The organism is Thermococcus peptonophilus (assembly GCF_001592435.1).
Taxonomy (GTDB): Archaea; Methanobacteriota_B; Thermococci; order Thermococcales; family Thermococcaceae; genus Thermococcus; species Thermococcus peptonophilus.
The window spans coordinates 1,546,225-1,562,109 of record NZ_CP014750.1; the positions used below are offsets into that span (position 1 = coordinate 1,546,225).

The 15,885-nt window shown below is 52.2% G+C and carries 12 protein-coding genes; 9 read left to right on the plus strand and 3 right to left on the minus strand.

Features of this window, described 5'->3' with window-relative positions; translation table 11 throughout:
* Positions 1 to 65: 65 nt before the first annotated feature.
* The 8 genes from A0127_RS08345 (at position 66) to A0127_RS08380 (ending at position 12,063) form a co-directional block, all read left to right on the plus strand.
* Positions 66 to 4,652 carry a S8 family peptidase gene (locus A0127_RS08345; protein ID WP_197463577.1) on the plus strand — a complete coding sequence of 1,529 codons (4,587 nt, stop codon included), beginning with the start codon at positions 66 to 68 and terminating at the stop codon, positions 4,650 to 4,652.
* 43 nt (positions 4,653 to 4,695) lie between these two features.
* Positions 4,696 to 4,995 (plus strand): DUF424 domain-containing protein, encoded by a 300-nt coding sequence (locus A0127_RS08350; RefSeq protein ID WP_062390280.1) that lies wholly within the window; start codon positions 4,696 to 4,698, stop codon positions 4,993 to 4,995.
* A gap of 45 nt (positions 4,996 to 5,040) precedes the next feature.
* A complete protein-coding gene (locus A0127_RS08355) occupies positions 5,041 to 6,216 on the plus strand; it encodes a 60S ribosomal export protein NMD3 (protein WP_062390282.1) in 1,176 nt (391 codons plus the stop codon).
* 193 nt (positions 6,217 to 6,409) lie between these two features.
* Entirely contained in the window at positions 6,410 to 7,738 is a 1,329-nt protein-coding gene (gene cdr, locus A0127_RS08360; protein WP_062390284.1) for a CoA-disulfide reductase, read from the plus strand.
* Between the two features lie 76 nt (positions 7,739 to 7,814).
* Positions 7,815 to 9,263, plus strand: coding sequence for a potassium channel family protein (locus A0127_RS08365; protein ID WP_062390286.1), 1,449 nt, complete (start codon positions 7,815 to 7,817; stop codon positions 9,261 to 9,263).
* A 47-nt stretch (positions 9,264 to 9,310) separates the two neighbouring features.
* A complete protein-coding gene (locus tag A0127_RS08370) occupies positions 9,311 to 10,456 on the plus strand; it encodes an ATP-NAD kinase family protein (protein ID WP_062390288.1) in 1,146 nt (381 codons plus the stop codon).
* A 47-nt stretch (positions 10,457 to 10,503) separates the two neighbouring features.
* A complete protein-coding gene (locus tag A0127_RS08375; protein ID WP_062390290.1) occupies positions 10,504 to 11,403 on the plus strand; it encodes a hypothetical protein in 900 nt (299 codons plus the stop codon).
* A 51-nt stretch (positions 11,404 to 11,454) separates the two neighbouring features.
* On the plus strand, positions 11,455 to 12,063 hold the full coding sequence (locus tag A0127_RS08380; RefSeq protein WP_062390292.1) for a hypothetical protein: 609 nt from the start codon (positions 11,455 to 11,457) through the stop codon (positions 12,061 to 12,063).
* Here the strand turns inward: A0127_RS08380 and A0127_RS08385 are convergent.
* A complete protein-coding gene (locus A0127_RS08385) occupies positions 12,060 to 13,259 on the minus strand; it encodes a cysteine desulfurase (RefSeq protein ID WP_062390293.1) in 1,200 nt (399 codons plus the stop codon). The genes A0127_RS08380 and A0127_RS08385 overlap by 4 nt on opposite strands.
* Entirely contained in the window at positions 13,256 to 13,549 is a 294-nt protein-coding gene (locus A0127_RS08390) for a hypothetical protein (RefSeq protein ID WP_062390296.1), read from the minus strand. Before A0127_RS08390 ends, A0127_RS08385 begins: the two co-directional genes overlap by 4 nt.
* A gap of 150 nt (positions 13,550 to 13,699) precedes the next feature.
* Between A0127_RS08390 and A0127_RS08395 the strand changes: the two genes are divergently transcribed.
* The gene (locus A0127_RS08395) at positions 13,700 to 14,860 is read left to right on the plus strand and encodes an MFS transporter (RefSeq protein ID WP_062390298.1); all 1,161 of its coding nucleotides are present in this window, start codon (positions 13,700 to 13,702) and stop codon (positions 14,858 to 14,860) included.
* 3 nt (positions 14,861 to 14,863) lie between these two features.
* Here A0127_RS08395 and hypE read toward each other — a convergent pair whose 3' ends face one another.
* Entirely contained in the window at positions 14,864 to 15,880 is a 1,017-nt protein-coding gene (gene hypE, locus A0127_RS08400; protein ID WP_062390300.1) for a hydrogenase expression/formation protein HypE, read from the minus strand.
* Positions 15,881 to 15,885 lie beyond the last annotated feature (5 nt).

Below are 15,885 nucleotides of genomic sequence, written 5' to 3' on the forward strand. Positions count from 1 at the left end.
CCCGGCGAAATCTTTATATCACTGCTGGTATCTAGTTTCCAATGCCAAACAACGGAGGTGTTGCTATGAATCGAAAGGTGTTGAGCCTGCTAATCGTGGCAGTAATGGTGCTGTCGGTAGTGCCTTTGATCCAGCCAGTGAGTGCCACTACCTCTTCAGCGATGCCAGGTGTTTCACAAACCGTCCAGGAGCCGAAGACCTTGAAGGAACTCAATCCAAAGGTCGCAGAGTACATCGACTTACTGAAGGCGAAGTTTGAATCTTCAAAAGAGCCCAGTGTAAGGCTCATTCTGGCTCCCAAGAGGGGCTATGAAGACTTGGTTTTAACTCAACTGAAAGAGCTCGGTGCTAGGATCGACCCGATAAGCAAGCCAGAGTACGACTTCATTGTTGTTACCCTCCCAGTTGACAAGCTCGATGCCCTGAAGAACGTTAAGGGTCTGTTCTATGTCTGGGAGGACAAGACAGTCAAGCTCCCCAAGCCCAAGAGGCCGGAGGAACTTCCCATAAAGGCCCCGATAGATACAATTGCCCAGAGCGGGGATAGTGGCTACTACGATCCATTCATGTGGGACATGTATGCAATAAACGCTCCGCAGGCCAGGGAGGAGTACGGCGTTGATGGCAGCGGTGTCTACATCGGAATAGTTGATACCGGTGCAGACGTTGCCCAGCCCTATCTCCAGATAACTCCCGACGGAAGGAGGAAGATAGTCTACTGGCTTGACACCACTGGTGAGGGCGACGTCTACTTTGAAAACGAGTTCAACTCAACCCAGGTAAGCTCTGGGGTCTTGAAGGCTACTTTCAGTAACATCACAATTGACTGGGGAGTCTATTACCTCTACATGCTCAGGGAAAAGGAGCTTACAACAATAGCAAACCTAAACCTCACTATATACTTCGATGGAAACGTTACCAACGGTACCTACCGCTTCGGATTCCTGCCGGAGAGGTACTTCGACATAAACTTTGACCACAATTACGATGAGGTCTACTTCGTCCTGTACACCCCTGATGGCAGGGTGTACTTCTACCCGATACCGCTCCAGCTCAACACTACAAATGCAAACACCCTCAACGCAGTGTACTTTACGGGTAAATACAACCCCATTACCGGAGAACCAATCTATGCTGTAAACGAGACCCTCCTCGATCCAATAATGGACATCCCCGACGGCATGAACTATACCTTCACCGTCAACCTGAGCATGGCTTATGAAGTCACCCCATTTGCGGAGACCGGTGACTACATCCTCCTCGGGCCCGGTTATGTTGACAACACTACCTATGTGACCTTTGAGCTCGGTGAGCCCGGCGTTATGGAGGTCGCCAACGGCACGGTTTACAACAGTATAGTGCTCTCATACGTTGATGAATACGGTGCAACCTTTGGATGGGACGGAGGCCAGCACGGGACCCACGTCTCCGGTACTGCAGCCGGTTATGGTCCGGAAGGCACTTACTTCGAGGGACTGGAGGGAGTCGCTCCAGGTGCCCAGCTGCTCGAGTTCAAGTCGCTCTCAAGCATGGGATTCGGTAGAACATCATGGATCATCGATGGAATGATACTCGCCGCACTCAACGGTGCAGACGTTATCAGCATGTCCCTTGGTGGTCTCTATGAGGGCTACAACGACGGTCTCGAAAGCCCGGAGAACTACTTTGCCGACCTGCTGACAGACTGGTTTGGCGTGACCTTCGCTATAGCGGCTGGAAACGACGGACCGACTACCAACACCGTCGGCTCTCCAGGTGACGCTGACCTTGTTATTACGGTTGGAAACTACTGGAGCGGAGAGAGCTGGGAGTTCTGGTACGGAGCTCCAAACGTTGCAGACGGTCCGGCGATGAGCTCATCCCGCGGCCCAAGGCTCGACGGTATGGTCGACCCCGATGTAATGGCCCCGGGAAGCTTCATATTCTCAAGCCTGCCGATATGGAGCGTTGGTTACTACGGAACTTGGGCTTCCGACTTCTGGGACGGAACCTCAATGGCTACACCGCACGTCAGTGGTGCAGTGGCCCTGATGATATCCTACGCAAAGACCCACAACCTCACCTATGATCCGTTCATGATAAAGAGGGCGCTTGAGCTTTCCGCAAAGCCCGTTGAGGGCGCTACCCCCATAGACCAGGGGGCAGGCCTTATTCAGGTGGACAAGGCCATTGAGGAACTCATCAAGCTCAGCAGTGAGAAGACAACATACATCTACGCTGGAACTTCGTTTGGACCCTACACCAACCCGCTGGGTGAGAAGGAGCTTCCACTGTTCGCCAACATACTCTTCAACAGCTACTTCATAGAGTTCAACTTCCCGTATCTCTACCGCGGTGTCTACATCAGAAACGAGAGGCCCTCTGCAGTTCCTATATACATCTACGGAATGGAGTATGATGGAGGTCTCGCTCCAGTTAACGGCACCTACGAGATAAGCACCAGCGTACCGTGGCTCCACGTTGACAAGGACACGGTTGAGGCAACACTCGTGGAGGACAACTTCACACTGGCAGGGATATCCTATATTGACTTCTACAAGACTACGGGTGTGGTTTACGTTACCATAGACTACTCCAAACTCGCCAAGCCAGGAACCTACGTTGGATACGTCTACATTGACGACCCAAGCACCAGCTACATCGACGGAGCGGTTCCAGTAGTTGTTACGGTTCCACTCAACAAGGATGGGGAGAGCAAAGCCTCTCTCAGCGACGTTGAGGCACCGGGACAGGCCAAGCACTACTACGTTGACGTCCCAATCGGCACCCAGGAGCTCAAGGTAACGATGAGCATCCCCGTTGACGAGAACGGTACCTTCATGGGAAGGGCTAGGCCCTACATAGTCGACCCACGCGGTCACATAGTAGCAGCGACCGGATCAAGTACCGGATTCTACTACCTTGGGCCTGGAGGACCAGCCACTTACACCTGGGTTATCCCCAACCCGACGCCGGGTACCTGGGAGATAACAGTCTACAGCAGTACGTTCACGTCTTACTTCACAGGTTATCCAGAGTCCCACTACAACCTTGATGTTGAGCTTGCGGGCATAACCGCGTCTCCGTCAAAGGTCTTTGCTGACTATGACGAACCGGGCGTACATTTAGTCTCAGTTGAGTACAAGAACGAGCTTGGAACTGTCAACGTAACACCATTTGGCTATGGACTTGGAAGCCTGGACAGGCTATATGGCTACATTGAGACCATAAACCAGGACGACTGGCAGGTAGTTGACTTCATTAACGCCACGCTCGGCCAGAAGCTCTACTACTTCAGGATGGGTATCACCGCTCCCCAGGATGACAATGCAGACCTTGACCTCTACGTGGTCTACTTCGCCAATGACACAGTTCTCAACTCATACGCGCCACTCCTGTACGATCCTGACAGTGCATTCCTCCTGATACTTTACGGATACTACGGCCTGATACCCGGTGTTAAGGTGTACCTCGACCAGATCGGTCCTACCTCCTACGAGAGCTTTGACAGCTTCATGCCGGAGCAGGGGTACTACTTCGCCGTTGTCAACGGCTATGACGTCCCAATGGATAACATGACCTACGTTTATTACCACCAGATTCTGGCTGACAACGGTCAGATAACAACCTCAGAGGGACCATTCACATTCCAGAGCGGTGCTTCAAAGGCAATATCATACAACCTCAACGTTACCAGCGAGGGAACCTACCTGGGGGTCCTTGGACTGGCTGATTCAGAGACGGGAGTTCCGCTCACGTATGCTCCGCTTACGGTGCAGGTTGGCATGCCAGAGCTTGAAGTTGTTGCAGGAGGAGACCTTGTACTTGGTGAACCCTCCCTGATAACCATCAAGATACTCGACAAGGCAACGCTTGAGCCAGTCAAGGGGGAGACCAAGGTAATCGTAAACGGCAAGGAGTACTACGCAGTTGATGGAGAGCTCAGGTTTGTATACACACCGGCCTCTCTAGATGACATTAGCCTTAATGTCAAAATAATCAGCGACGAATATAAGGACTTTGAGGGAGTATTTAAGCTTAAAGTATCAGAACCCTTCGAAAAACCGGTAACCAAAGTGGAGGTGAACCTCGTAGATCAAGAGGCAGGAGCTAACGCCACCATAATGGAAGAAAAGATAGAGTCCTCTAAGGTAACCCTTGTTGTCAACGGAACCGAGAACACAACGGCGACGATAATGATAGTACTGCCGCCCAAGGCGACAGTTGAGAGTGTGACCACTGAACCGGCAGACCACCTCATTGACTGGTGGGTAGAGACAGGAAAGAAGGCAACATACCTCTTTGTCAAAATCAAGTTTGCTTCACCAGTAACGGTCCACGTCGAGTACAGGACTCCGAGAGAGGGCATCTCCCTCACACTCCTCAACTTCCTCGGCTACCGCTGGTACAACATGTACCATGAGAAGTTCAACGAGACTTACCAGAAGGCTCTCGAGCTCGGAGTGGACAACGAGACCCTCCAGAAGGCTCTCGAGCTCCACAAGGAGGCCGAGAAGTACTACAACGAGGCCCTTGAGGTCACCGACGGCAACATACTCACGTACCTCGGCGACCCGAGGCTCATAAGGCCACTGCGCCTGGCGTACCTCAACGAGATGAAGGCAGTGAAGCTGCTCCTCGAGGCCATCGAGGAGCTTGAAACACAGCGCTGAAACCTTTTTAACCCTCTTTTCTTCCTTTTCTCCCGGTGGTAAAATGATATATGTGAAGGTTTATCGGGTTCAGGGGGAAGTTCTTCTTGCCGCCTGCGACGAGGAACTGCTTGGGAAGACGTTTAGAGAGGGAGAGCTGAAGCTTGAAGTCAAGGAGCGCTTTTATAAGGGCGAACTCGTCGAGGAAGACCGTTTGAAGGAGCTTCTCGATGAGGCAACGATAGCAAACCTCACCGGCGAACGATGCGTCTCAAAGGCGATAGAACTCGGGTACGTTGATCCTGAAAGAGTCCTGAGAATCCAGGGTGTCCCCCACGCCCAGATGGCGAGACTTTTCTTCTGAGTTAGGTTTTTAACTTATCTCCTGGCACCTTCTCCGGTGAGAGTAATGAGCGAGAGGTTCTGTTACAGGTGTGGAATAAGCGAGCGAGAGGGTGGGCCGCTCATTGAGGGTCTCTGCCAGGTGTGCTACCGAAAAGAAAATCCAGTCCTTCTCATCGAGAACGAAATAAACACGGAGCTCTGCCAGAACTGCGGGAGCTATAAGAGGAGGGGTGTGTGGGTCGACCCCCAAAGCTACGAACTTGAGGAGCTCATATTTGAGGTTGCCGAAAACGCCCTGCTTGAGGCCCTTGAGGATTCCTTCAGCGACAAAATCCGCGAGTACGAGGTCGTACCACCTGAGGAGCTTGAAGAAACGGAAGAAATCCCCCTCGGCAGGGCGGTCGTCGCCTTCGAGCCAGTGGGTTACCATATAGAGTACTTCCCGGCCATAATAACATACGAAGTCCGCGTTAAGGCTAGGACCCACGAGCTCCAGAAGGAGCTTCACGACGAGCGGAAGAGGGTCACAGTGTACGTTCGCCAGACGGTCTGCCCGCGCTGTCAGAAGTTCCTCGGCGGCTATTTCGAGGCTATACTCCAGGTCAGGGCTGAGGACAGACCCCTGACGGAGGAAGAAAGAGAGGCTATCGGAAAGCTCGTCGAGGAGAAAGTGGATGAGATAATGCGCAGGGACAGGATGGGCTTTATCCAGGACACGATAGAGAAGGAAGAGGGTCTGGACTTCTACATGGGTTCAACCAGCGCCGCGAGAAAGCTGGCCCAGGCCATAAAGGAGCGCTTCGGTGGAAAGATAAGCGAAGCCTACGAGCTCGTGGGCATGGACAGGCAGACGAGCAGAGAGGTTTACAGGACGAGCGTCAGCGTCAGAATACCCAAGTTCCAGAGGGGAGATATAGTCACAGATAGGAGGGGAACCGTTTACGAAGTCGAGAGGGTTGACGGCAAAGGCATGACCCTGCGCAATCTCTCCACGGGGAAGAGCGAGCACAAGGACTGGAAGACCCTTGGCAGGGAGGGAGTTAATACAGTCGAGCACGAGGAGAGCGAGGCGATGGTTACGAGCATAGGGAGGGACGAAGTCCAGCTCATGGATATGGAGAGCTATGAGACCTACGAAATTGAAAAGCCAGGAGTTGAGCTTACCGAGGGTGATGTTTATAGAGTTGTTTCTGTGAAAGGGAAGCGGTACATACGCGGCCGCAAGGAAGAAGAAAAATAAGGTTGCCCAGAAAAGCGTAATAGTCAGATATAGTTGACGAGAGTGGTTTAGAAATTCATTGAGCACGTTGAAATAAGGAAAAGCTACGGAAGTGTTGTGGAATAGGTGAGGCTTCCGCTGGCTTTGTTAGACTTCCCTTTTCTGCCCACCAACATTTTTAACCAAAGGTTTTGAACCTTTCCCGGTGATGGTGATGGAGAGAAAGACGGTCGTTGTTATAGGTGGTGGAGCCGCTGGAATGAGTGCTGCCTCGCGCGTCAAGAGATTGAAGCCAGAATGGGACGTCAAGGTCTTTGAAGCGACGGAGTGGGTCAGCCACGCTCCATGTGGCATCCCCTACGTTGTTGAGGGTATTTCGCCCAAGGAGAAGCTCATGCACTATCCCCCCGAGGTCTTCATTAAGAAGCGCGGCATAGACCTCCACCTGAAGGCGGAGGTAATCGAGGTTGAGCAGGGCAGTGTCAAGGTGAGGGAAGAGGATGGAGAGAAGACCTACGAGTGGGACTACCTCGTCTTCGCCAACGGCGCCTCGCCCCAGATCCCCGCAATTGAGGGTATCGACCTTCCCGGAGTCTTCACGGCAGACCTCCCGCCCGATGCAGTTGCCATAACAGAGTACCTAGAGAAAAACCCCGTCGAAAACGTTGTCGTTATCGGAACCGGCTACATAGCCATTGAGATGGCTGAGGCCTTCGTTGAGAGGGGCAAGAACGTTACCCTCATCGGAAGGAGCGAAAGAGTTCTCAGGAAGACCTTCGACAAGGAGATAACCGATATAGTTGAGGAAAAGCTCAGAAACCACCTCAACCTCCGCCTTGAGGAGGTTACACTCCGCATTGAAGGAAAAGAAAGGGTTGAGAAGGTCGTCACTGACGCCGGAGAGTACCCCGCTGACCTCGTGATAGTGGCGACGGGAATAAAGCCCAACACAGAACTTGCCAGAGGGCTCGGCGTCAGGACAGGTGAGACCGGCGCCATCTGGACGAACGACAGGATGCAGACGAGCGTTGAGAACGTCTATGCCGCTGGGGACGTCGCTGAGACGAAGCATATCATAACGGGCAGACGCGTGTGGGTACCCCTCGCCCCGGCCGGAAACAAGATGGGATACGTGGCTGGAAGCAACATAGCAGGAAAGGAAATTCACTTCCCGGGCGTCCTTGGAACTAGCATAACCAAGTTCCTTGACCTTGAGATTGGAAAGACCGGGCTCACAGAGGCAGAAGCTATAAAGGAGGGCTACGACGTCAGGACGGCATTTATAAAGGCAGGAACGAGACCCCACTACTATCCTGGCTCAAAGACGATATGGCTCAAGGGTGTCGTTGACAACGAGACCAACAGGCTCCTCGGAGTGCAGGCAGTGGGCGGCGAAATCCTCCCCCGGATAGACACAGCGGCGGCCATGATCACGGCAGGGTTCACGACCAAAGATGTCTTCTTCACCGATCTGGCCTATGCACCGCCGTTTGCACCGGTCTGGGATCCGCTGATAGTCCTTGCTAGGGTTCTCAAGTTCTGACTTTCTTTTTTGCTTATCTTTTGTACGGCAGTATGAAGTGGAAAGCTTTAAAGTGAGAGGTGCCGGTTTTTCTGTGATGTGCGAGTACATCTACGAGAATGGGAAAAAGTGCAGGCTGAAACCCTTAGAAGGCTCAAAGTACTGTGTCCTCCACATCCCGAGGGAGGAAGGAGAGGTCCTCTACGGTGAGAGGCTGAAAGAGATCAAGAAAGAGGCCTTTGAGAAAAGATTGAAAGTAGGTCAGACCTATTTTGAGGGTGTTGACCTCTATGATGTCGCGATAAAGGACTTCACCGCTGAAAAAGTGCTAGTCTTCAAAAACTCTAGGGTTACAAACCTCATTATGGATGCTTCCTTGGTTAGGGGCCTTATCATGATTAACTCGAAAGTTGAGAGAGTTGTGATTTTTGAAAGCTCTCTCGAAACGATCCTCATAAAAAACTCGAGTATCTTTGGTCTCAACATTCTTAGGACGGAGTTTTCAAGCCACATCTCGATAAGGGACTCGGAAGTTAAGTATCTCATGATAAACTCGACGCGCTACAGACCTAAAGAGGAAGTTGGGGAGGAGAAGGCCTACGGAGAAACTGAGAGAATTGTCGGCAACATAGAGATTTCGAGTCTCACCGGCGTTAGAAGGATAGGAATAAACACCCGCTATCCGCTCCTTAGAGAGATTCTGAGGGAACACGGTGTAAACGTATCCGAGAGCAGGGAACGGAGCGTTAGGGCGCGGAACCTAATCATTAGGGATGTATCGTTTGATGTGTCTCCCCGCTATAAGAGGAGAGTGAGGCTTACCGTTGCAGGCTTCCACGGCAGGCTGCACCTTGAGAACCTCGAGGTTTTCGGTCACATTGAAATCCGGAAGAGCTACTTGGTCTCCCCGGAGTTCGTACACGTCAAGGTTGAGAGCAACCTGGTGTTAAGGAGCACCTCGATCCATACCGACTCTACTTGGGGCATGACGGTTCTTCCCAACCTTCCGATAGAACTTGAAGTGGGTGGTTTCATTATAGTAGATGACTGCAGGTTCAACAGCCCCCGCGCGGAGGAGCTTTTCTACCGCCTCGCGAGGACGAGCTGGGAAAAGAGCGGAGACTTTGATAGGGCGGACGAGTACTACTACCTTGAGATGCTGGCGAAGAGGAAGGCCAAGCTCCAGTCGAGGAAAAAGGGGCTTAAAAGGATTATCAACATGGCAGAGGTTTGGTTTGAGTGGCTCTTTGCGGACTTGACCTGCAAATACGGTACGGACTGGAAGAGGCCGATCCTCCTCTGGCTCGCCGCGGTAAACCTCATCTTTCCCCTCCTGTTCTGGACGACGAAGAGTGTTGAGGGCCTCTCAAGCTCCTTGAGCTTCCTTGACTATGAATACTTCAGCATCGTGACGGCTACGACCCTTGGCTACGGTGATTATCATCCCTTCGGTGTTGGCAGAATTATAGCGTCCATCGAGGCACTATTCGGAATGTTCATGTGGGCTGTCTTCCTCACGGTCTTCGCGAGGAAGTACATGAGGTAAGGGCAAGCTTTAAGCCCCTGCTCTTTTTACTGTCTCTGGGGATGTTCATGAGAAAGCTAAAAGTGGGATTCATAGTCAATCCGATAGCCGGAATGGGCGGCAGGGTGGCACTTAAGGGAACCGACGGCGTTGTTGAGGAGGCGATAAGGAGGGGAGCAAGGCCTGTAGCCCCTGAGATTGCCCGCCTATTCCTGAGTGAGCTGAAGCACTACAAGGAGGCAGAGAACTTTGAATTTCTAACAGGACCCGGTCCTCTCGGGGAGGACTACCTCAGGGAGTTTGGGTTTGTCGTTGAGGTAATCAGGCACAGAGAGATCGGTTACCGTGAGATTGAAGGCGTGAGAGTCCCTGACACCACGCCGGAAGACACAAAAGCCCTTGCCCGTGGAATGCTTGGGAAGGTTGACATCATAGTCTTCGCCGGTGGCGACGGCACTGCGAGGGACGTTCATTCCGTTGTTGGCAAAAAAGTCCCGATCCTGGGCGTACCTACGGGTGTGAAGATGTTCTCTGGTATTTTCGCGGCTTCCCCTGAAAGTGCCGCCAGGCTTCTCGTCGAGTTCGCCAGCGGGAGAGCCCGGCTGGAAGAGAGGGACGTCATGGACCTCGATGAAGAGGCCTTCAGGAGGGATGAAGTCAAACCAAAGCACTACGGAAAGGCCCTAACACCAGTTGTCGAGCTACTTGTACAGGGCGCAAAGGAGCCGCAGAAAGTTGATGAGAGCGAGACCCTTGAGGCCATAGCCGATGCGGTAGCTGAGGAAATTTTGAGCGAGGACGGAATTTACTTTCTTGGAGCAGGTTCGACGATAAAAAGAATAAAGGACAGGATGGGAATAAATGGAACACTGCTCGGAGTTGACGTCGTTGGGGTAAAGGACGGAAAGGCCAGGCTCCTCGTGAAGGACGCGGCTGAGAAAGACCTCCTACGCTTTTCCGATAAGAACCCGAAGATAGTCGTTACGGTGATAGGCGGCCTGAACTTCCTATTCGGAAGAGGAAACCAGCAGTTCTCCGCTGAAGTTTTGAGAAGGATTCCGAAGGAGAACATTATAGTCGTTGCAACCCCCTCAAAAGTTGAAAGAGGGGTCATTCGCGTGTACACGGGAGATAAAGAGGTTGATGAAAAGCTAAGAGGCTACATCAGGGTAAGGGTCTCCCCATGGATGGAGAAGATGGTTAAGGTCATCTAGCGGAAGCCGTTTATATCCCTCTGCAAATTCTATTTTTGGTGAATGCAATGAAGTACAGCAGGATAGCGGTTAAGCTTTTTGAGAGGGAAGGTGAGGACGTTTTCTACGACCCCGTTTATCACGGGAGGACGCTCAAGGTCTTCGGCATGGACGACTTCCTCGACAAGGCTATTGGCTACTTTGTAGGGGCTTACAGGGAGAAGGGATACTCGACAGTAGTCTTTGATACGAAGGGAACTTTTCCAAAAGAAGGATTTGACACGGTTCTTGAGATTGAGGACACGAAGCCCAATGGACTTGACCCCATAAAGTTTGCGATCGAAGGTTACTTCGACCCCTACACTGCAGCTACGATCGTCCAGACAGTCTATGGACTGGACAGGACACTCACGGAGAGGCTCTACTCGGACATACTCTCCGGTAAGGTTGGAAGCATTCCCGAGGCACTCAAGGCGGGTGAGAAGTACTCTGAGGTAATAGCTGAAAGCTATACTGTCATAGACCAGCTCCTCTACTCCGGCAACGTTCCGGAACTTGGGAAAAACATCCTCGTGGACTTTGGGAATGCTCACAGCATAACCCTCGTTGGCAATGCTTTCCTAATCCTAGCTGCGGCCCTCGAGAAGAGGAGGAACGCAATGATGAGCCTCAACGACGCTACTGTTCTGAGCTACACTTCGGCAGGCGGAGCCGGACTACCGCTCCTCACAAAGCCGATTCTAAGGAGGGTTACGGTGGTCGCCAGTGAATATGCCCTTGATTCGCTCCTCAACCTTGCCGGTCCTGTGCTCCTCCTTTACCACGACCCGGACATTCAGAGCTTGGTCTATGAGGCCAGCGGCGTCCCATCCGGGCCGATGCGGAAGCACGTTCACAAGGGTGAGGGAGCTTTCATCTACCGTACCCCGGAAACAATAAACGTGGAGACGGGAGCATTTCACGGCTAAAAAGCGTAATCTTTTTAACTTTCCCGCTTATTTATTACTCGGGGTGAAAGAATGGTTTACTACGCACACGGGACAACTCCTGTAATATTTGGCCTCCTTATATCCTTGTATTACTTCTCGATACCTGCTGCCCTGGCTCTGTGGTTTGCTCTCTCGAAGCCATACATCAGCAAGGGGGATTATCGCCTAAAGCGCCTTGCCGTTCTCCTCTTGCTGGCCTTTTTCGTTACCTCCCTGGCTGGTGAACAGGCCATAGACAAGTACCTATATATACACTCTCCAGTTAGTCCGGAGTTCTGCCTCTCATCCTCGTGTGTAACCTCTTTTGAGCCTCTGCAGAGGTATCATGTTGACACTGAAAACCTTGAAGAGCTGGGGATTCCCTCTTACGGGCCAATGTGGGTTTACTTCCTAAATGACGTGGGTCCTACTCATTCACTTGGGCTCAACAAAAGGCTTGAAGCACTTGTGGTGGTGCGGCCGTTGCTCCTCCTTCCAGTTGTAGAAGTCAACTCCTATGAAATATCGAGAGGAGGAAAAATAATTGGGAGAGACAGGTTCTATGTCGTCTGGCCCATTTCCCCTGGAAACGTGCTTACGGAAAGGTTTGATTTTGAGTTTACGGTCATAATAGTTACAGGGGGAGGAGTTGGAGCTTAGCTCCTCAACCCTTTTGTCAGCTCTTCCATAACACCGAGGAACGTCTCGACTTCTTCAACGCTGTTGTAGACGTGGAATGAAGCCCTAACTGTCCCCTGCACCCCGAGCTTCTTCATTGCTGGCAGGGCGCAGTGGTGTCCTGAACGAACCATGATGTTGTGCTCATCGAGGATAGCAGCGACATCGTGCGGGTGTAGCGGTGGGACGTTGAAGCTGACGACGCCTGCGTGCTTTTTCAGGTTCCGCGGTCCGTACCACGGCACTTCGAGCTCGTCAAGGCCTTCTGTTGTACGTTTTACAAGCTTGTGCTCCTGCCTTTCGATCTTTTCTATTCCAATCTTCTCGATGTAGCGAATTCCAGCGGCGAGGCCTATAGCCCCCCCAATATTCGGCGTTCCTGCTTCAAAGCGCTCCGGCGGCTCTGCCAGCTTGTAAGAGTCGAGGCCAACGTCCTCGATAGTTCCCCCTCCTATGAGCGGCGGCTCGAAGACGTCGAAGAACTCGCTGTTGATGTAGAGAACCCCAATCCCTGTCGGCCCCATCGGCCCCTTGTGTCCGGAGAAGCCCAGGAAATCCGCGTGGAGCTTTTTAACGTCCACTTCCATGTGGCCAGCACTCTGGGCGGCGTCAACAACGAATATTGCGCCCTCCTCTTTTGCCATCTTTCCAAGTTCCTCCACCTCGTGAATTACTCCAAGGGCGTTCGAGACGTGCTGGACTGCCACGAGCTTTGCACCCTTGATCCTCTCCTCGGCATCGGCCAGGTCTAGGTTTCCCTCCAGGTCGCCCTCTATGAACTCTAGTCTGAGACCCTTCTTTTTAGCTAACCTCTGCCATGGGAGTAAGTCTGAGTGGTGCTCGTATGGTGTTGTCACTATCTTGTCGCCGGGTCTGAAGATGTGCTCCAGTCCGAGGGCGACTAAATTCAGGCTCTCGCTTGTGTTCTTGGTGAAGACTATCTCCTCGAACTTTGCATTGATGAAGTCCGCCACAACCTTTCTGCTCTCTTCGTATTTGTGCGTTGCCATCTGAGAGAGCCTGTGGACACCCCTGTGGACGTTGGCACGGTATTTTAAGTAGTACTCATCAATCGCCTCGATAACTGGCTTTGGCGTGAGTGATGTGGCAGTGTTATCGAAGTAAATAACCTCGCTCGTGAGCGGTATGTCCTTCCTAATATCGTCCGGTATCTTCATGCTACCACCTCCAGGATTCCCGCGCACTCATAGATTGTCTCGGCGATCTTCCTTCCAAGCTCGGCATCATCGAGGAGCTTGACTATTATCTTCCCGCTCGGATAAACGCTGACTTCGTAACCTTCCATTTCGAGAATGAGCATCATACCCGGGAGGAGCTTTTTCACGCTGTGCCCCCTCTCCCGGAGACACTGGGCTGTCTTTGTGAGGTCTACTTTTATTGGCTTCTCCCAGGAATAGCCCGATATTACAATCCCCTTCATCGTAGTGCATGGTTTAGCGATTATCACCCCCACCACCGAAATGGATTTGGATTTTGGGCTTATACGGATTTCCTGAACCCAAGGTTAAGGACAGAAATGGGAAATGGATGAGTATTTTTAATTTGAACTTTTAACGTTTCGACAAGCTTATAAAGGACTGTCCTGGTATCCAGGTCGATGAGAGAGTATTTTTCCTTCAGCCGCGACGCATATCTTGTGGTCATATACTCCTTCTTTGGCTGGTTAGGGGGCAATATATCCTGGTTCATAGTCCCTTTCTACTTCAAGTCCCTCGGCATGGACTACTCGGCCATGGGCGTACTGTTCTCGCTCTCAACGATAGCTCAGGCCGCTCTTCTCCTCTTCACGGGGCCCCTTGCAGTAAAAATCGGGTACAAACGGAGCATAATCCTCGCACTTACATTTTTCACGTCTGGAAGGGTGATACAGGTCTTTCTGCCGGAGTTCCACTTCTTGGTCGTAGCTTCCGTGCTCCTTGGGGTTGGCATGGCACTAGAGGGGCCGGCTCTAATGTCTCTCCTCAGCGAGGAGGCGAGCGATGAGAACAGGCACTACCTATTTTCCCTGAATTCAGCGATGGGTACGTTTGGAGCGGCCTTCGGAACTCTCCTTGGAGGTTTTCTCCCAGGAGTCCTGGACGGGGAGAACCCGTACAGAGATACGCTGATGGTCTCAGTCAGCTTTATCTTCCTTCAACTTGCTGTTATATCTCTTGTACATCCAATACTGGACAGAAAAGGACGGGAGATAAAATTTGAGCGAGAAACTGTGATCAAAATCCTCAAGTTCTCGCTTCCCAGTGCCCTCATCGGTCTCGGTGCTGGAGTGACAATCCCCTACATGGGCCTGTGGTTCAACAGGAAGTTTGGCACCAGTTTGGAGAGCATAGGAGGCCTCTTTGCAGTCCAGCAGTTTGTAATGGGCCTCGGCACTTTTCTCCTGCCCACCATAGCTGACAAGGCAGGGAGCGTCAGGACGATAGTTACCTTCAACGGCAGTGCCACGCTCCTCATTGCTGGAATGCCGTTCCTTCCGAGTTTTCCGCTGGCGGCGGTCGTTTACATCATCAGGACAATCCTGATGAACATAGTGAACCCAATATGGGACGCGTTTATGATGCGATTCTTCTCCACAGAGGAGCGCTCGACGGCTTTAGCCCTTAGGAATCTCGCGTGGACCGCGACCTTTGGAGCAGGCCAGTACCTTGGGGGGCTGATATTTGATCGCTCACTCACAGTACCATTCCTAATAACGGGCCTCCTGTACGGAGCTTCAATGGTGGCCTTCTGGGCCATGTTCTCAAAGGAAGAAGAATAAAAATCAGCATATTCTCGGAACGGGGTCGCCTTCGGGAGGTTCCATAAACCTCTTTCCGCCTATTCCAGTCTCCAGGAGAACCTTGCCGCGGTACTCCTCTATCACTTCACCGATTATCGCCGCATCCCTGCCCTTCTCCGTTCTCCTCATTGCTTCAAGGGCCTCTTCCGCGTACTCTCTCGCGACGACCATAACTACCTTACCCTCATTGGCGACGTCGTATGGGCTTATCCCCAGCATCTCACTCGCGGCCCTCACCTCGGGCCTTATCGGGATGTCCGCTTCCCTCACGAGGATTCCAACGTTGCTCTTCCGAGCGATCTCGTTGAGTGCATTACTCAAGCCAGCTCTCGTTGGGTCTTTCATCGCATGGATGTTCTCCCAGCCGATTGCTTCAGCGACAGCCTTGACAACGTTCCATATCGGTGCGACATCGCTCTTTAGCTCGGTTTCGAAAGCTATACCTTCTCTGTGGCTCATTAGAGCTATGCCGTGGTCTCCTATTGTCCCGCTGACCAATACAACGTCGCCGACCTTTGCCCCGGCGTCGCTTACCGGGTGCTCCGCTATTCCTATTCCAGCTGTTATCACGAACATCTCTATTTTGTCTTCAACGACCTTGGTGTCACCCGTGACTATCGGGACCGGGACTTCCTTTGCCGTCTCGTCCATGGACTTGAGAACCCTCTTCAGGACTTCCATGTCAAGTCCCTCGCCGATTATCATCGAGTTTGCCAAAGCTACTGGCTCAGCGCCCATAACGGCCAGATCGTTCACCGTCCCGCTGACAGCTAGGCGCCCTATGTCTCCTCCTGGGAAGAAGAGGGGCCTTACCGTGTGCCCGTCTATCGTGAAGACGATGTGTTTGTCCCCAAAGGGTATGGTTGCACCGTCGTCGAGAGCATCTAACCCTATTCCTCCAGCCGACTTAAGCGTCAGGGTCTTGAGAACAACATCCCTCAAAAGCTCTTCCATTATTTCCCCGCCTGCTCCGTGTTCGAGCTTTATCTTTTCTCCCATTTCAA